20 protein-coding genes are annotated in these 15,619 nt (G+C 47.5%); 6 read left to right on the top strand and 14 right to left on the bottom strand.

All coding sequences use genetic code 11. From position 1 onward, the window contains the following. Positions 1-68: 68 nt before the first annotated feature. From QUB12_RS29585 to QUB12_RS29560, 6 genes are all read right to left on the bottom strand, one after another. Positions 69-434 carry a XisI protein gene (locus QUB12_RS29585; RefSeq protein WP_333144651.1) on the bottom strand — a complete coding sequence of 122 codons (366 nt, stop codon included), beginning with the start codon at positions 432-434 and terminating at the stop codon, positions 69-71. After that, positions 425-841, bottom strand: a complete 417-nt coding sequence (locus tag QUB12_RS29580) for a XisH family protein (protein WP_333144650.1) — start codon at positions 839-841, stop codon at positions 425-427. Before QUB12_RS29580 ends, QUB12_RS29585 begins: the two co-directional genes overlap by 10 nt. Positions 842-1,044: 203 nt before the next feature. Then, positions 1,045-1,713 carry an HAS-barrel domain-containing protein gene (locus QUB12_RS29575; RefSeq protein WP_333144649.1) on the bottom strand — a complete coding sequence of 223 codons (669 nt, stop codon included), beginning with the start codon at positions 1,711-1,713 and terminating at the stop codon, positions 1,045-1,047. Positions 1,714-1,879: 166 nt separating this feature from the next. Further along, positions 1,880-2,071: an NAD(P)H dehydrogenase subunit NdhS gene (locus tag QUB12_RS29570; protein WP_293145052.1), complete on the bottom strand. Its 192-nt coding sequence runs from the start codon at positions 2,069-2,071 to the stop codon at positions 1,880-1,882. 13 nt (positions 2,072-2,084) lie between these two features. Next, positions 2,085-2,426, bottom strand: a complete 342-nt coding sequence (locus QUB12_RS29565; protein WP_333309643.1) for a hypothetical protein — start codon at positions 2,424-2,426, stop codon at positions 2,085-2,087. A 113-nt stretch (positions 2,427-2,539) separates the two neighbouring features. Next, complete coding sequence (locus tag QUB12_RS29560; protein ID WP_006631390.1) at positions 2,540-3,610, bottom strand: Mrp/NBP35 family ATP-binding protein; 1,071 nt, start codon at positions 3,608-3,610, stop codon at positions 2,540-2,542. Between the two features lie 281 nt (positions 3,611-3,891). On the opposite strand from QUB12_RS29560, the gene hemF reads away from it, so the two are divergent. Together hemF and QUB12_RS29550 are read left to right on the top strand one after the other, a co-directional pair. Next, positions 3,892-4,935, top strand: coding sequence for an oxygen-dependent coproporphyrinogen oxidase (gene hemF / locus QUB12_RS29555; protein WP_333309640.1), 1,044 nt, complete (start codon positions 3,892-3,894; stop codon positions 4,933-4,935). Positions 4,936-4,992: 57 nt separating this feature from the next. Further along, entirely contained in the window at positions 4,993-5,355 is a 363-nt protein-coding gene (locus tag QUB12_RS29550) for an STAS domain-containing protein (RefSeq protein ID WP_006631392.1), read from the top strand. Between the two features lie 244 nt (positions 5,356-5,599). Here QUB12_RS29550 and QUB12_RS29545 read toward each other — a convergent pair whose 3' ends face one another. Next, positions 5,600-6,220, bottom strand: a complete 621-nt coding sequence (locus tag QUB12_RS29545; protein ID WP_333309648.1) for a chromophore lyase CpcT/CpeT — start codon at positions 6,218-6,220, stop codon at positions 5,600-5,602. 205 nt (positions 6,221-6,425) lie between these two features. On the opposite strand from QUB12_RS29545, the gene QUB12_RS29540 reads away from it, so the two are divergent. Both QUB12_RS29540 and psb29 read left to right on the top strand, forming a co-directional pair. Beyond that, positions 6,426-6,554: a hypothetical protein gene (locus QUB12_RS29540; RefSeq protein ID WP_333144644.1), complete on the top strand. Its 129-nt coding sequence runs from the start codon at positions 6,426-6,428 to the stop codon at positions 6,552-6,554. Between the two features lie 7 nt (positions 6,555-6,561). After that, positions 6,562-7,275 (top strand): photosystem II biogenesis protein Psp29, encoded by a 714-nt coding sequence (gene psb29, locus QUB12_RS29535; protein WP_333309637.1) that lies wholly within the window; start codon positions 6,562-6,564, stop codon positions 7,273-7,275. Positions 7,276-7,579: 304 nt separating this feature from the next. Here psb29 and QUB12_RS29530 read toward each other — a convergent pair whose 3' ends face one another. The 5 genes from QUB12_RS29530 to QUB12_RS29510 all read right to left on the bottom strand — a co-directional run bounded on the left by QUB12_RS29530 (position 7,580) and on the right by QUB12_RS29510 (position 13,592). Then, on the bottom strand, positions 7,580-8,116 hold the full coding sequence (locus QUB12_RS29530; RefSeq protein ID WP_006631395.1) for a late competence development ComFB family protein: 537 nt from the start codon (positions 8,114-8,116) through the stop codon (positions 7,580-7,582). Positions 8,117-8,324: 208 nt separating this feature from the next. Then, positions 8,325-9,266, bottom strand: coding sequence for a M23 family metallopeptidase (locus QUB12_RS29525; protein ID WP_333309646.1), 942 nt, complete (start codon positions 9,264-9,266; stop codon positions 8,325-8,327). A gap of 941 nt (positions 9,267-10,207) precedes the next feature. Beyond that, the gene (locus QUB12_RS29520; RefSeq protein WP_333309635.1) at positions 10,208-10,435 is read right to left on the bottom strand and encodes a hypothetical protein; all 228 of its coding nucleotides are present in this window, start codon (positions 10,433-10,435) and stop codon (positions 10,208-10,210) included. A 52-nt stretch (positions 10,436-10,487) separates the two neighbouring features. Then, complete coding sequence (locus QUB12_RS29515; protein WP_333309633.1) at positions 10,488-12,014, bottom strand: phosphomannomutase/phosphoglucomutase; 1,527 nt, start codon at positions 12,012-12,014, stop codon at positions 10,488-10,490. Between the two features lie 672 nt (positions 12,015-12,686). Beyond that, the gene (locus tag QUB12_RS29510) at positions 12,687-13,592 is read right to left on the bottom strand and encodes a D-hexose-6-phosphate mutarotase (RefSeq protein WP_333309630.1); all 906 of its coding nucleotides are present in this window, start codon (positions 13,590-13,592) and stop codon (positions 12,687-12,689) included. Between the two features lie 40 nt (positions 13,593-13,632). Between QUB12_RS29510 and QUB12_RS29505 the strand changes: the two genes are divergently transcribed. Further along, positions 13,633-13,923: a hypothetical protein gene (locus QUB12_RS29505; protein ID WP_333309627.1), complete on the top strand. Its 291-nt coding sequence runs from the start codon at positions 13,633-13,635 to the stop codon at positions 13,921-13,923. Between the two features lie 26 nt (positions 13,924-13,949). Further along, on the top strand, positions 13,950-14,081 hold the full coding sequence (locus QUB12_RS29500) for a hypothetical protein (RefSeq protein ID WP_333309624.1): 132 nt from the start codon (positions 13,950-13,952) through the stop codon (positions 14,079-14,081). Here QUB12_RS29500 and QUB12_RS29495 read toward each other — a convergent pair whose 3' ends face one another. Further along, positions 14,082-15,143, bottom strand: coding sequence for an NADH:flavin oxidoreductase/NADH oxidase (locus QUB12_RS29495; protein WP_333309620.1), 1,062 nt, complete (start codon positions 15,141-15,143; stop codon positions 14,082-14,084). It lies immediately after the preceding gene. 174 nt (positions 15,144-15,317) lie between these two features. Continuing rightward, the gene (locus QUB12_RS29490) at positions 15,318-15,557 is read right to left on the bottom strand and encodes a glutathione S-transferase domain-containing protein (protein ID WP_333309617.1); all 240 of its coding nucleotides are present in this window, start codon (positions 15,555-15,557) and stop codon (positions 15,318-15,320) included. Between the last annotated feature and the right edge of the window lie 62 nt (positions 15,558-15,619).

Here is a 15,619-nt window from a genome sequence, read left to right as displayed (position 1 = left end):
GTTCACTCGACCACCATGATAATATCATACTACTATTGTTTATAATTGCTTATAAACTCAACGAAGTTTTACAATACCGGAGTTTGGCTGGGGCGATCGCCTAGCCCGCCGCCAACCAGCGTAAACTTACGCATATAGGGAGACCTATACCCTAAAACAATATCCGACTTGGGTACTCCGACTTCAATTAACTCATTAGCAATTCCTACTTCAGTTCCATCTCGCTGAATCCAAATCTTGTCCTCTTTAATATCGATGTGAATAACGCAACCATAAACTCGTCTTTCTCCACGCCATCCCACATGAAACATCAAATAGCGATCGCGTTTGATATCACAAGCAATTTCAGTTTCTATCTCCCCATCGTCCGAACCGCAGCTAGAGTGTTTTTCAATGATTGATTGAATTAGCTCTCTATACTTTTCTATTTCCATATAACGATCGCCTCTCTCGCAGGATTAAACACAATCAAGTTTAATTGCATCCGCGTCACTGACATTCGAGCTAAACGCCGAGTAAAAAACTCTTCATAAATATCTTCTGGAATTGCCAAATAAAGAAGTCTATCCGGTTCTGACTCTTCCAAAACCACTTTATAATTCCAGGCTTGACCTATAGCCTCGTGAAACTGATTTATCAATGACAGACCTAAAAAACACTTGATTTCTACTGCTATCTTCTGTCCGTACTTTTCTGCTCCTAACAAATTATTTTGGGCTCCTAAGTCCACATAAAGCTTATCTTCGTCTACTTTGAGGTACAAAGGATCGTGGGTAATAGTCCACCCTTCTTTTTCCAAAGCTGAACATACAGAGACATGAAAGATATCTTTGGCAGACATAGATTTTGAGAAATCATGTTACTCGCTCCCATTATATCATATCCTACGACTGTGCCAGACAAACGGGCGATTGCATTTTGAATTAAGTGCGATCGTTTCTTCCTTCTCAATTTAATTGTAAGGTCGATAAAATACCAGAGTCTGACTGGTGCGATCGCCTCAATATTTGACGATCGGCCTCAAACATACTATTCAGCTTTTCCCTATGGATGAATCTGACTCAAAATCACCCGCAACCGATCGTAATCATCCTTCAGCAAAACACTCAAACTCCTTCCCGCTTCCACCAACCAAGATCGATCGCGCATCCGCAACTGATAAATCTCACGAATCGCCGCCGCCGTCAGCGCATCCACCGGCGCATTAGCCACCCCCAGCAGCGTCCTCAAAAAATCCAACTGCACCGTAAAATCAATCACCTCATCCGGTTCGCAGCGATAAACCGCCTGGTGAATTTGCGGCGGGCGCGGCGGCAAATACTGATAAATTTTACCCCTAGATGGGCCGTGACCGTTCAACCTTTCCGGCGCCGTCTCAAACCCCACAATCGCCACTCGAAACTCGGTTTTGAGCATCGCAAAAATCTGCGGTTGTTCTTCCCGTAACTCTTCCAGCGACAAACCCAAAGCGCGAGCTCTGTGCACGGAGTCGATCGGGCTAGTCGTAGCGTAATAAACCACGCCGTAAATTTGATTTTTTGACTCTTCATCCTCGGCCTTCACCCAACTCCCAAAAGGTGGCATCACGGGAAAGCTTAAGTCTTCCGGTTCCAAACATTGAGCCAAAAACTCCGAAGTTGCCGTCTCGATTACCTCAGCAATGCGATCGGGATGGCGCTCTTTTGTAGCAAATTGGGGTAAAGGTAAACGCATATTAGTCAGTTAGCAGTTGGTTGTTGGCAGTTGGTTGTTGGTTGTTGACAGTTGGCAGTTTGTTATTGGCAGTTGGTTGTTATTTATTATTTGTAAGTGGGTACTAATAAACAATAACTAATAACTACTTACAACTGTCAACTGACAACTGTCAACAACCAACTGACTATTTCGCGCGACCTGCCGTAGCATCGACGAGTTCCAACTGCGACAGGCGGAACGTAATCAGCTTGTCCCAATTGCCGCCTTCAAACAGTACCGCGACTTTCCCGTCTGTAACTCGCTGGACTTGTCCTTGAAAGGCGTAGTAAATCTCACCCTTATCTTTAACTCGAACTGCTGAACCTGGAAAAATCATAATTGTTTGAATGTTATGTTTGCTGTTTATAGCTTACCTTTTCTTGGCGATCGAGAGTTGATGCTAAAACAGGCAAGATGCCTGTTCCACACACTAAACAGGCAAGATGCCTGTTCCACAAATTAAACAGGCAAGATGCCTGTTCCACAAATTCAATAGGCAAGATGCCTGTTCCACCAACACTCACAGGCAAGATGCCTGTTCCACCAACACTCACAGGCAAGATGCCTGTTCCACAAATTAAACAGGCAAGATGCCTGTTCCACAAACACTCACAGGCAAGATGCCTGTTCCACCAACACTCACAGGCAAGATGCCTGTTCCACAAATTAAACAGGCAAGATGCCTGTTCCACAAATTAAACAGGCAAGATGCCTGTTCCACAAACACTCACAGGTTTCTTGTGGGGAGTAGGGGTTGGGCGGGACGCCCGCCCATCAAAAGCTGATTAACAATCCAAGATGTGAGTTAGGCTAAGGCTGCTACGGAAACTTTACCGGCAATGCGGCCGGCGATCGCCCGCAACTCCCTAGCTGAAGCAGAACCCGGTTGTCCCACCACGATCGGCACCCCGGAATCGCCACCTTCCCGCAACGGAATTTCCAGCGGAATGCGGCCTAACAGCGGCACTCCCAACTCAGCAGCAGTCTTTTCCCCGCCACCGGAACCGAAAATATCGTATTGCTTGTCGGGCATATCCGGCGGCACAAAATAGCTCATGTTTTCCACAATTCCCAACACCGACACTCCCAACTGCTGGAACATCTTTAAGCCCTTGCGGGAGTCCAACAATGCCACAGTCTGCGGCGTGGTCACGATCACAACACCGGCCATCGGCACAGCCTGCGCCATTGTCAACTGTGCGTCTCCAGTACCCGGAGGCATATCGACAATCAAATAGTCTAAATCGCCCCAATTTACCTGATAGAGGAACTGCCGGATGATCCCGTTCAACATCGGGCCGCGCCAAATCACGGGTTGGTCTTTGTCAATTAAAAACGCCATCGACACTAATTTGACGCCGTAGTTGAAGGCGGGTTCGAGGCTTTCCCCGCTTTTTCCGTCCCTAACCATCACTTTCGCGTCCCCCAGACCCAACATTGTCGGGTCATTGGGCCCATAGATATCCGCATCCAGCAAACCCACCTTGGCGCCGGTTTGCGCCAGCGCTACTGCAACGTTTACCGCCACCGTGCTTTTGCCGACTCCACCTTTACCGCTGGAAATTGCGATAATATTTTTAACGCCTTCAATGCCTTGGCGATCGACCACTCCCTTCTGCTGCGGCGTCTCGGCTGTCACCTCCACCGCCACTTTTTCGACTCCTGGCAACTGTTTGACCGCTTTTTGGCAATCTTCGACAATAAATTCTCGCAGCGGGCAAGCAGGCGTTGTCAGCACCAAGGTGAAACTGACGACACCGCCGTCAATTTTTATGTTACGAATCATGTTCAATTCCACCAAACTCTTTTGCAGTTCGGGGTCTTGCACAGGTCGCAGGATTTCTAAGACTGAACTAACATCGAGTGTATTGGGCATTGTGTTCTCCACCATAGCTCTGCAATTGGGTTTGCGAATTTTCGATCGCAGGTTTAAGTATATTTTTATTGCTATTTTTTAATGTAACTTCATAGCGATCATTTGCAGACCTGCGGTGGCATAATTACATGACGACTGGATTTGGGACTCACGGTCAATCTCAAACTCAAATGCGCTCGGCAAGAATTTCTACGACCGAAAGCAATTTGGTCACAATCCCCGCATTGAGCCGTGGTCGCAATTCTTCAATCTAAAATCTAAAATCTAAAATCTAAAATCGGATGACAGTTTCTACAACACTTAAAACCGCCACTTCCCCGTTTTTGCCGCCCGCTGACTCTAGAGCTAGAGTCAGCCAATTTATGAAAACCCTACAAGACGAGATTTGTCAATCCCTCGAACAGCTCGATGGCGTTGGCAAATTTAAGGAGGACTCTTGGGAACGCTCAGAAGGTGGCGGCGGACGTTCTCGCGTCATGCGCGAAGGCAATGTTTTTGAACAAGGGGGAGTCAATTTTTCCCAAGTGTGGGGCGAAAGTTTGCCGGCTTTGATTCTGGCAAAGCACCCAGAAGCTGCAGGTCACGATTTCTATGCAACGGGTACTTCGATGGTGCTGCACCCCCGCAATCCCTACTTGCCTACGGTTCACCTAAATTACCGCTATTTTGAGGCCGGCCCGATTTGGTGGTTTGGTGGCGGTGTGGATTTGACTCCTTATTACCCGTTGGCTGAGGATGCAGCTCATTTTCACAAAACTCTGAAAGCAGCTTGCGATCGCCACCATCCCGGATATTATCCGACATTTAAACTTTGGTGCGACGAATATTTTTACCTCCCCCACCGCCAAGAAACCCGCGGCGTGGGCGGCCTCTTTTTTGACTACCAAAGCGCTCAAGGCGCGCTTTACCGCGACCATCATGTCAAAGGCAAGGCCGCTGAGTGCAGCAACAACATCGGCGCGCCGGAACCTAGGAGTTGGGAGTCGCTGTTCGCCTTCGTACAGGACTGCGGCCGGGCATTTTTGCCGGCTTACACCCCAATTGTTGAAAAGCACCGATCGAAAGAATACGGCGAGCGCGAGCGTAATTTCCAACTTTACCGCCGCGGCCGTTACGTTGAATTTAACTTGGTGTACGATCGAGGCACGACCTTTGGCTTACAAACCAACGGACGCACCGAATCGATTTTAATGTCCCTGCCACCTTTGGTACGCTGGGAATACTGCTACGAGCCAGAACCCAACTCTCCAGAAGCCGAACTCTACTCCAAGTTCTTAAAACCGCAAGATTGGGCGAATTGGATGCCTCAGCAGTCACCGACCTGAGTTAAACTACTGGGACAGTAACCACCGCGATAGATAATAAATTTGAGGGAAGGGTCAGTGATTCATATTGATCAAAAAACCCACACGCTTCAAGACGGTACAACAGTTATCGTCTTAGCACCGACAGGACGGTTGGACATCACTACAGCTTGGCAATTCCGCCTCAAGTTGCAAGAGTGTATTTCCAAACTTAGCCGCCATGTTGTAGTGAATCTTGGTCAGGTTAACTTTATCGATAGCTCTGGCCTGACCTCACTTGTAGCAGGTATGCGGGATGCGGATAAAGTTAAGGGAAGTTTCCGCATTTGCAATGTTCATCCCGAAGCCAAACTGGTGTTTGAAGTCACCATGATGGATTCTGTGTTTGAAATCTTTGAAACGGAAGAAGAAGCTCTAGAGGGGGTGCCGCGCGCAAGTTGACCACCCGGCTTGCATCGCTTGCGGTGTAAGCGCAATTTAAGCTTGAGGGTCACAAAATGCGCCGGAACCCTGCACAAGAACAGGAAGCAGGTAAATTCTTGCCAGCTTCCTTATACTTTCTTCCTTTCTTGAGAGGTTGAGAGGTTCACCAAAACACTAAAGTAGAAGAATAGGTCAAGGTAAAGTCTTGCCTTCTATCCTAGATAGCTAAATCTTTCTTCCTAGTTTCTTGTTGCTTCTTGCTTCAAACCAATATCTCAGGAGCAAAATCCTGACGCTTGACAAATCTAAAAGGGCCCATTAAAGCTCCCCAGATAGCCTTGCCTGTCGTGGGGCTTATTCCTTTGTCGTAGCTGAGAAATTCCTCGCCTGTGGCTTCAAATCCCAAGTCTACTTGGTAATTTTGCCCCCCGTAGGCAAAGCCGCAGCGAGTGCCCTCCGGCAAAGATGCGCGAAAGCGATAGCTGTTTGAGGCTAAATTTTGCACCGCAACTGACAGGGTGCAGCCGGGAAGGAGTTGGATTTGCTCGTTCGTTAGCTTTCTAAGCAAGTCGGGTTTGCAACCGGCTCCTTTGACGGCTTCAATGTCGTTGAACATATAATACTGAGCTTCGATAAGTCCTGGCGCTATCTGTGAGTGCCTCAGTTGCACGATGCGGGGGCGGTATGGCTTGTCTAATTCCAGAATGTTGGCTTGTTCGGCAAACAGGGCAATGCTGGGTTCGGAAAATAAAGGAACGGGTAGTGGTCTTTGCCACATACGAAGGTGGACGTACCACGTCGGCTCTGCTAGCGCTTGTTCCCGGTTGTCAAATTCGCCCGCCATGTACTGGGCTAAAGCTATCAATTCAGGAGAAATTGTCATGTTTGTTGGATTATTCACGATCCTGGGTTGACAAAAAAAACTTATTGTGATATGCAAGACCATATCTAGGCTGGGCAAGTCAGAAGATTAGATTCATGAGCGATCCCAGCTAAGCTATGATTGTAAAGATACTGGGGTTTTTCCCTCCTATTGCGACATATTAATTGTTGCTGCCGATCGCGCGTAAAATATTTTTGATAAAATTTTGTCTCGCAATCCGGCGGCAACGCTTAAAAAACTGGCAATTTTTGTCAGCCCGATCGCAGAATTGACTCCCCCGACTTTACTCACGCCGCGCTGGCACGCCCGCTACGGCAAAATTATTTATCTATAAGACTCAGGTGAACAATAACCGTACTGTTTCAGATACTAAGCGAAGTTTCTATACGATTCACACTCGACCGATCAACTCAATTTACCGTCGAGTGGTGGAAGAGTTGATGGTAGAAATGCACTTGCTTTCGGCGAATGCCGATTTTCAATACGACCCGATTTATGCTTTGGGTGTAGTGACAGCTTTCGATCGATTCATGCTTGGGTACGCCCCAGAAGCAGACAGAGTTTCGATTTTTAACGCTTTGTGCAAGTCCCTAGAAGACGATCCAGAGCGCTACAAGCAAGACGCTCAGCGATTGGAAAGCTTGGCGGATAGACTTTCCGGGCAAGAGTTGCTCTCGTGGATCGATCGCTCGACTAGCTTTGAAGATACAGCGGATTTGCAAGCGTCTTTAGGGGCGATCGCCAGCAACCCTCAATTTAAGTACAGCCGCTTGTTCGCGATCGGTTTGTTCTCGCTATTAGAAAAAGCTGACCCTAACTTGGTAAAAGACCAAGAAACCCGAAACGACGCGATCGCCAAAGTCAGTGCGGCCTTGCACCTGCCAGAAGACAAAGTTAGCAAAGATTTAGATTTGTACCGCAGCAATTTGGAAAAAATGGCCCAAGCGCGAATAGTGCTTCAAGATGTCATCCAAGCGGAACGGAAAAAACGCGAAAAGCGAGAAACAAAAGTTACCGCTGGCCCTTCGGCTGAGTCTTCTGACAGCAGCAATTAATCGTTTGAAGGAAGAAGGAAGTTCGGCAACGGATTCTCTAACGGATGTAACGGATGTAATGGATGTCAGGAACAAGGAAGTTCGGCAACGGATTCTCTAACGGATGTAACGGATGTCAGGAACAAGGAAGAAGAAGGAGTTTTTAATTTTAGAAAAACAATTAAAATATAAGATATTTTAATTGTTTTTCTTGAATTCTGGCTCCGGGCTTGTGCCTTCAGATGTTCGTTACTCAGAAACTAAAAATCCCGCTTTATGAATTGAGCGGGATCGACTTAACTAAAATAGAGCTGTTGGGGTGGTACTAAGGCTGCGGCTCAAAATTAGTGGCGTTAGCTTGCAGCCAAGTGCTTAGCTGTGAAAGAACTTCGTTTCCCGAAGACTTGCCCAAAGCTGTGGGGTTTGGGGTGTCGGGCCTGTCCAAGTTGCGGGCGATCGCTGCGTTGACTTCTTTGGAAATCAAATCGTGAAGTTGCTCTTTAGCCCTAGCCCTTTGAAAGTGAGCTCCCTCTTCCGTCGTAGCGTACAGAGGTGGCAGCCTATTTAAAGCATAAGCTGCAATATCTCCCACATCGAGACTAAGGTCGCTCGTCGCCTCAATTTCCGCTACCCTAGCGATCGCATCGCTGAGTACCAACTCTTCCATCACGTTGATAAACTGTTTGCGTGGCAGAACCACAACTTCGCCAGTCAACAAAGAGCCCATCAGACGATCGAGAGCCATGTACTCTTCGATCGACAATTCCGAAGCCGTATTGCAGATCCGTCCCACCTCAGCTTCCATAGACGGCGTTAAATAGCCATCCTGCAAAGCCTGTTCAACAATTTTTTCAATACTCATATATGCGTCCCCGCTCAACGGCATCATCAATAAAGTTTTGTGAAGACGCGATTGTTAGCGTCTTGAGATTCAAGTTTTGAGAGTTGAGTTGAGAAATTTTATATAAATCCTAACTCAATACTGATAACCCATCACAGTTATCTGCACACCCCAGCCACAAACTTACCCCATAATTGACTGCTTTATCCGTCAAAACCTGTAAAAACTCCTACTCAACTCCCTGAAGCCGCCAAGGTACAGGATCGACCGACTGCCCATGCACGTAAAGTCCCCAGTGCAGGTGAGGGCCTGTCGAAGCCCCCGTTGACCCCAGAGTACCAATTACTTGGCCGGCTTTCACGAAATCGCCTTCCTTGACATCAATCCGGCTGAGGTGCATCAAAATACTCGCTAGCCCTTGACCGTGGTCGATACCAACGACGTTCCCGTGGATTTTGAACCCTTGGGATTCGCGTCCCACTAGAGATACCCGACCTGCTGCTGGTGCGACTACAGGAGAACCGTAAGCACCCGCGTAATCAACGCCGCGGTGGTAGTAGTCTGGAGCAAATACCCCATTATAGTATCGCCGAACTCCGTAAATAGTGGTAATTTCGCCGGAGTTGGGGCGCAACAATTTGCCGTCCCAAAATTTTTCGGGTGTCACGAGTGCTTTAAATGCGTCTACGCGATCGAATTCAGCATCTGTACCTTCGCTGTCTTTCCCAGGCGGTAGCCAGATGGATTGGGTGGGAAAATTGCGATCGCGCACTTGGACGCTCAACTTCTGCACTTGTCCGTCACCTGCGACTTGAAGAAGGCGGGCACCGGGTTTCTCTAGCGGCGTCGTCGGTAGCAGGGCCCGAAAGCGACCGTTGCCGATGGGAAACGCGGGGTAGTTTTTTTGTTGTAGAGAAACTGTTGGAGTTTCCCCGCCGTTACCGTCAACCTGAATCATTACTGACAGCGTATCTCCCAGTTGGGGATTTGTCGGCGTCACAACTACCTGCAAAGCTTGCACCGGCAGGGCAAAACTTAGAATACCAGCAACAATTCCCCCGATCGAACTAGCGGTTAGCTTGTTTGCTTTCAACTGCCCCCACCGCAAAATCCGACCCGTAACTATTTCCGCACTTAGCCCGCCGTTGCCTCGACTCACAGTCATTCTCATCACTAGGTGTCCTTAACCTTTGTCTCGCTGATATATTTTTAATATCTAGACTAACTATACCAATCCGCAATGATTCGAGAGAAACAGCCGTAGGTAAAAAGCTTGGTAACAGATTGGGAGATGAGAGACTAAAGTGAACAAACCTGACGGTCTACTGAGTACAGTTAGACCGCAGGCTTCTTTTTCCTTTTTTTTCTCATGCTTTTTATAGTGAGGTAGTTCCACCCCCACTTGCTAATATATTATCAGAGTATTTCCCGATCATCTTGGGGTATAAAAGAATAATTGTCGCTTTGGGTACCTACACCCAACGAGCCTTTCATCACGCGGGCGTAATTCCCAACGGGGTACGGGGCGCAGCGCTCAGATTAATCCCCTCTAAATATACGCCCGGGACTTCCCGGCTGGTAGTTAAATAAATACTTAAGAACACTCAAAAATTGGGCGAGACGATCGTACTTTCGCACAAATCCCGTTGCCTTCCTCAATTCCAAGATTTACCATACTTCGGACAGTTTCATTGCCCACGCATAGGTAGCTAGAAACCCGGTTTCTACGAGTTTTGCGACGAGTCACGATAAATCTAAGAAGAAACCGGGTTTCTGAGGTCTGCGTGCGTCCGCCCCCGCTGGCGTTTTTATGTCGTAGCATCAAACCCTTGATTTTCACTTTTGGCTGATAGTGTGCTTCGTAAGCGTTGCTTGCAGCTATTGGATCACCCTGAAACCCTTATTTTCAGGTGCTCAAAAAATGTCCGAAGTGTTGCTGCTGTTAAATCAATTCTTTCTTGACCGTTTACTTTCCTAGAACATTCCTAAAACTCCCTAGTTATTGTAGCCTATTTTTGAGAAAGTAGTATGAATTTCCAATTTTTAAACCTCCACTCTCAAATGAATGGTATGAGATAAAAATTGAGAATGGCTATAATCTATCACCTAGAATTATAGGGATTCAAAGGCAGCGGTGAAACCATCTAAGGTCAAGCATTCTTCCATAAATTCCTCTACATCGTTGACATTCTCAAGCTGATATTCCATGATGCGTTGACCGTCGCCTTTCATCTTTTTGGAAGAGCAAGGCGTCGCCGGATATTTGGCAGCAATGGCTTTGAAAGCTTTGGAATGGAGATCCCAGCTTGCAGCCGAACATTTTATGATTAAAAGCCACATGATTAAATTCCTCCTTGGGTTTGGTTTAGTAATAGTCTGACACGAGTAAAACTTAGATCGATAGTGCCGAAAAATCAAGGGATTCTGTGGTTTGGAAAAAAGCTAAAAGCCGAGCCACTATGTGAGCAACACCACCCTTAACATTAGACTCCACATTCAAAGGCATCACCGGATCGTGGAGTGATAAGCGTAACAGAAACCAGCCGGATTCGCTAGCGGAGGTGCAGGAAATTCGCAGACCTTCGTAGTTATTGGGAACTATTTTCCAGTCTGCTTGCGTTGAGACAAATTGTTGCAGTTGCTCAATAACGCGCTCGCCGTGAGCCTTGAAATCATCTACACCAAGTTTAATCCGAAACTCTGCACTTTCTTCTGGCTCTTTTAAATTGGCAATTAAATCTGGCAAAGATTGGTTGGCTAGCTTTGACTTAGCCAATTCAATCAATAATTTGCTGACCAAATAAGCGCCATCATCCAAAAAGTAATTTTCTTTCAAAGCTCCATGTCCAGAGGTTTCAATCGCCAGCCATGATTCCTGGCCGGCTTCATTGAGGCGAATCGACTCGTCAATCACATTTTTGTAGCCGCGTTTAAAGCGGTGGTGAATCCCTTTTAGCTCCTGTTCGATGAATTGTGTCAAGCCATCGGAGGTGATAGAATCGGTGACAATGGTAGAGCCTGGGTGTTCTTTTAATATAATGGCAGAAATCAAGGCAATTAAGCGATTGCGATTGAGTTCCTTGCCAACTTGATCGACTGCCGCACTGCGATCGACATCGGTATCAAAAATAATCCCAAAATCCGCTTGATTTTCAATTACCGCTTGACAAATCGACTGCATTGCCTGTTTATCTTCGGGATTTGGCACATGATTCGGGAAAGTACCATCGGGTTCTAAAAACTGACTGCCGGTGGTGTCTGCACCTAAAGGTTTTAAGACTTTATCAACATAAAAACCGCCAGCACCATTGCCCGCATCCACAACAATTTTTAATTCTGTTAATGGTTGCTCAAAGTTATCTGGATGATTGACTGCTTCCCGGATATTTTTGACCAATTGATTAGCATAAACTGAGATGAAATCATGCTTTGTAATGTTACCGGGCGATGCGGCTGGCTGGAAGTTATTGCTTTGGGCTAGTGCTAAGATATCTGTAATATCCTGTTTTTGTAAGCCACCTTTGGCGGTGAAAAACTTTAAGCCGTTTCGATTAAAGGGCAAATGGCTAGCAGTGAGCATAATCGCGCCGTCGCAATCAAAACCAGGGGTAATGGTACTCATAAACATGGCGGGGGTTGAGGCCATTTCAAAGTCGTACACGGTTGCACCAACTGAGGCGATTCCCTCCATGACTGCTTGCATTAAGGTTGGCCCTGATAGGCGACTGTCACGCCCGATCGCGAGCGTTAATTCTGCCGCAGGTTTATTGACTTTTTGCACCAGCCAACTGACAAAGGATTTACCTAAGATTGTGGCAATTTCGGGGGTGAGGTTGACTTTTTCATTGGGAACGCCTTCGAGGGCGATACCGCGAATGTCTGAGCCATTTTGAAGTTTTGTCCAGTTGAAGATTTGCATAATAATTGATGGTAAGTAAAAAGATCGGAGTCGGCGGTTGAAACCGATCATACAAACTTTCCTCTGCGGCCCGTTCGACTGAGCGCTAGCCGAACGGCTTTCGCGGACTAATAAATAAACAGGGGAGAATTTTGGGATTTGGTATTATTAGTCATCAGAAATATGGGTTTGAAACCCCGTCCTAAAAGGACGGCTTTACATTGAGTTAAAACATACAGCGGGGTGGAGGGGTATGGTTGCCCCTCCGGTGAGGTATGGTTGCCTCAATCTCCTTTCGGAGTAAAGTTAGCTTCGCCAATGTTTTAAGAGCTTGTTAGGCTAGCAGCACTGTCTCAGTGACCTTAAGACTGTTTAACCGCTAGCGACAGAGCAAGGGACTAGCTACGCATCCCAGGGTGTCGTGACTCAAAAAACGTAGTCAATTAAGACTGAAGCTGGTCAGAACGGCTTGTTAGATTTCTCCTTCAAGCCTCATGCCTTTAGGCTGAGGTTCCTGACTAGGGTGACAGAGTTTTTCAATTCAATCAGCTAATCGGCATTTAAGTTGTATTTAAAGAAACAATCCCAGTCTTGTGGGTGGGATTTGAACAACGCCCAAAATATCCAATTGAAATGTTGAACCGCTTACTGGGAATTTTTGCCCCATCACCGCTAAGCTTAAGCTCTAATTCCTTAGTCGCGTTCAACGCTGTAAATTGCCTGCAAGCGGAACTCACCATGAGCCGGAACTTCCACAATATCTGTAGCTGCATTGGTCGTTTCTACGCAGAGTAAACGCTGATAATCTGCATCATCAAGGTCGGCCATATTTGCAGAAATTGTTACCCAGGGATTCCACACTACGACGGATTTACTACCCGATGATTTAATGCGAATCCGACGATTGAGGGCGCTATCGTCAATGACTAATTCGTTGGTGACATCGAGATAAATGCGATCGACTTCACCTGTTACTACCACTGCACCGACTTGAGTTTTTTCGACACCACCATCCGCTTTATCAAGATACTGGCTATTTTCTAAGCCTAAAACCTGCACGCGGTTGATATCGCCGACTTGGAAATAAGTATGGAAAGCTTGGGTGAGGGGAAATGCTTTGTCGCCTAGATTGCGGGTGATTAATTCTACAGTGAGGCTGGTGCCGATCGTAATCTCGATCGCCAGTTCAAAGGCTTGGGGCCAAATTGCTCTAGTTTCATCGGTATCCTTGAGCCCTAGAGTGACTTTGGTTGCGCCGTCTGGGGTTGTGGCGGTTCCTAGCACATTCCAGAGGCGATTCCGCACAAACCCATGACTCGGACGCCCCAAGGCTTCGGGATCTGGGCCAAACCAGGGCCAACAGATGGGTATACCGCCTTTGATGGCTTTCCCTTCGGCGTAGTAGGCTTTTTCGCTGACGAACATCAAGTCTGTGGCTTCGGTGGCTGGTTGAAAGGAGAGCACTTGACCGGAATACACAGAAATTAAGGCTTTGGCTTGACCGTTGTCGATGTGAATCATCGGGAAACCACCGTTTCCGGTGGCGAAGGTGAGGTTCCCGGCAATGCCGTAGTCTGTGTTTAATTGGTCAATACTCATGCTTTTGACTTGGTGAATTGCTTTACAATTATCCGATATTATGGTTGCTAAATTGGTTAGATTGTTGGGTTGGAGGGGGAAAGGTGCGATCGACACAACGATGCTCTCAGAGAAACGGATGGGGAGTGCCAACACCTCGCGAGGGGATGTGCGATCGAACCCACCGACACACCTTGCTGAGTTCCCTGTAAGCAAGCTAATGCAGCAGTTCATCAAAAGACGGCGCAGCCGCAAAACTCCGCATCTCTTCGAGGGTGATTTCAGGCGACAATTGCCAGAAATACGCCAAAAACAGGGCAAAGAGCACTATCCGACTCACTGCATCCGCTAGCGTTCGCATCGAATCACGTCACGGCGATGGGAACGTGCCTTGTACTTGAGGCGATCGCAGAATCAAAAAAGCCTTTATTGAGCGACTGGTTTACAGAAACACTAAAAAAGTTATTCCTAGTGGATTTGTGTAAAACCGACGATCGCAAATCTGCTTAATTACCAAGCGCGAGCGTATTGAACTGGAGCAGGCACGGATTGACGTAGTTGCTTCGCAGCCCGCATCGGCCAATAAGGATCGCGCAGCATTTCTCTGGCAAGTAATACCATATCTGCTTGACCTGTACGGATGATGTGGTCAGCCTGGGCGGGTGCAGTAATCATACCAACGGCTCCGGTGGCGATGTTCGCTGAGCGTCGAATGCGATCGGCAAAAATAGTTTGATAACCTGCACCCGTGGGAATCTTTTCACCCGGTACAATTGCGCCTGATGAACAATCGATTAAATCAACACCCAGTGACTTTAATTTATCGCTGAGTGCAATACTTTGTTCAATGTCCCAACCATTTGGAACCCAATCGGTTGCAGAGATGCGAACCCAAAGCGGTGTTCGATCGGGCAAAACATTTCGCACCGCTTCTACGACTTCACATAAAAACCGGATGCGATGCTCAAAACTGCCACCATAGTCATCTGTGCGTTGATTGCTCAAGGGAGACAGAAATTCATGCAGTAGGTAGCCGTGAGCGGCATGAATCTCGATTACGTCAAATCCGGCTGCGAGAGCGCGTTGGGCTGCGTTGACAAAGAGTGTCGTCTGCTTCTGAATGTCTTCGATACTCAGAGCGATCGGGGCGGGGCTATCGGGTTCAAATGGAATGGCGCTAGGGGCGATCGAAGTCCATCCTCCAAGAGATTCTCCAAGCACATTTCCGCCCTCCCACGGAGTTGCGGTACTGGCTTTTCGACCTGCATGAGCAAGTTGAATCCCCGCAACCGCACCGTTGCGGTGAATTAACTCGACGATTCGCGCCAGCATTTCAATGTGAGCATCTTGCCAGATTCCCAAATCTTGCGGCGTAATTCGTCCTTCAGGCTCGACTGCCGCTGCTTCAGTCATCACCAGCCCTGCCCCTCCTACGGCTCGACTGACGAGATGAACCAGATGCCAATCATTCGCGAACCCATCAACACTGGAATATTGACACATGGGAGAAACTGCAATGCGATTTCGGAAGGTAACACCACGTTGATCCAATGGCTCAAATAAATGCGACATGGTTGTAAACCGCTGAGTTATATAGCAATCCTAAATGATTCGTGTAATTCTTGTAGGGGCAAAACCCACGCCCGGTTGCCCCGCCTTGACTGGGGTAGGCACGGGGAGTAGGGGTAGCACTACCCCTACATATTTTTACAAATGATTCAGGATTGCTATATAAATGCACAGATGTCAAGCACAGACTTTCTTGACGCTGGGAAGTTGAGTGACCTCATTCCACCAAGTCCGCAGCTTTGAAGTTTGCGCGATCGTTGCTTCGTACTCTGGGGTCTCGGATAGGTAGGTGAAGACTGGAATTAGGTAGAAATCGGCAATGCTCAGTTCGTCACCGAGCAAATACGGGTGTCCTACAGTTAGGGACTCGATCGCCTCTAGTGCAGTCTTTACAGGTGCAACGGCAGCTTTGTCCAACCTACATCCCGAATGGACTTGTCATTTTGAGGTATCAAGAGCAACGACAAACTTACTTGTCT

Source organism: Microcoleus sp. B7-D4 (assembly GCF_036705125.1).
GTDB lineage: Bacteria > Cyanobacteriota > Cyanobacteriia > Cyanobacteriales > Microcoleaceae > Microcoleus.
This window is presented reverse-complemented; position numbering and strand designations above follow the sequence as displayed.

What these genes read in the sequence shown, in the direction of transcription:
- QUB12_RS29585 (WP_333144651.1), bottom strand. Translation starts at nt 434, where the DNA reads ATGGAAATAGAAAAGTATAGAGAGCTAATTCAATCAATCATTGAAAAA.
- QUB12_RS29580 (WP_333144650.1), bottom strand. Translation starts at nt 841, where the DNA reads ATGTCTGCCAAAGATATCTTTCATGTCTCTGTATGTTCAGCTTTGGAA.
- QUB12_RS29575 (WP_333144649.1), bottom strand. Translation starts at nt 1,713, where the DNA reads ATGCGTTTACCTTTACCCCAATTTGCTACAAAAGAGCGCCATCCCGAT.
- QUB12_RS29570 (WP_293145052.1), bottom strand. Translation starts at nt 2,071, where the DNA reads ATGATTTTTCCAGGTTCAGCAGTTCGAGTTAAAGATAAGGGTGAGATT.
- QUB12_RS29560 (WP_006631390.1), bottom strand. Translation starts at nt 3,610, where the DNA reads ATGCCCAATACACTCGATGTTAGTTCAGTCTTAGAAATCCTGCGACCT.
- hemF (WP_333309640.1), top strand. Translation starts at nt 3,892, where the DNA reads ATGACAGTTTCTACAACACTTAAAACCGCCACTTCCCCGTTTTTGCCG.
- QUB12_RS29545 (WP_333309648.1), bottom strand. Translation starts at nt 6,220, where the DNA reads ATGACAATTTCTCCTGAATTGATAGCTTTAGCCCAGTACATGGCGGGC.
- QUB12_RS29530 (WP_006631395.1), bottom strand. Translation starts at nt 8,116, where the DNA reads ATGAGTATTGAAAAAATTGTTGAACAGGCTTTGCAGGATGGCTATTTA.
- QUB12_RS29525 (WP_333309646.1), bottom strand. Translation starts at nt 9,266, where the DNA reads ATGAGAATGACTGTGAGTCGAGGCAACGGCGGGCTAAGTGCGGAAATA.
- QUB12_RS29520 (WP_333309635.1), bottom strand. Translation starts at nt 10,435, where the DNA reads ATGTGGCTTTTAATCATAAAATGTTCGGCTGCAAGCTGGGATCTCCAT.
- QUB12_RS29515 (WP_333309633.1), bottom strand. Translation starts at nt 12,014, where the DNA reads ATGCAAATCTTCAACTGGACAAAACTTCAAAATGGCTCAGACATTCGC.
- QUB12_RS29510 (WP_333309630.1), bottom strand. Translation starts at nt 13,592, where the DNA reads ATGAGTATTGACCAATTAAACACAGACTACGGCATTGCCGGGAACCTC.
- QUB12_RS29505 (WP_333309627.1), top strand. Translation starts at nt 13,633, where the DNA reads ATGGTTGCTAAATTGGTTAGATTGTTGGGTTGGAGGGGGAAAGGTGCG.
- QUB12_RS29500 (WP_333309624.1), top strand. Translation starts at nt 13,950, where the DNA reads ATGGGAACGTGCCTTGTACTTGAGGCGATCGCAGAATCAAAAAAGCCT.
- QUB12_RS29495 (WP_333309620.1), bottom strand. Translation starts at nt 15,143, where the DNA reads ATGTCGCATTTATTTGAGCCATTGGATCAACGTGGTGTTACCTTCCGA.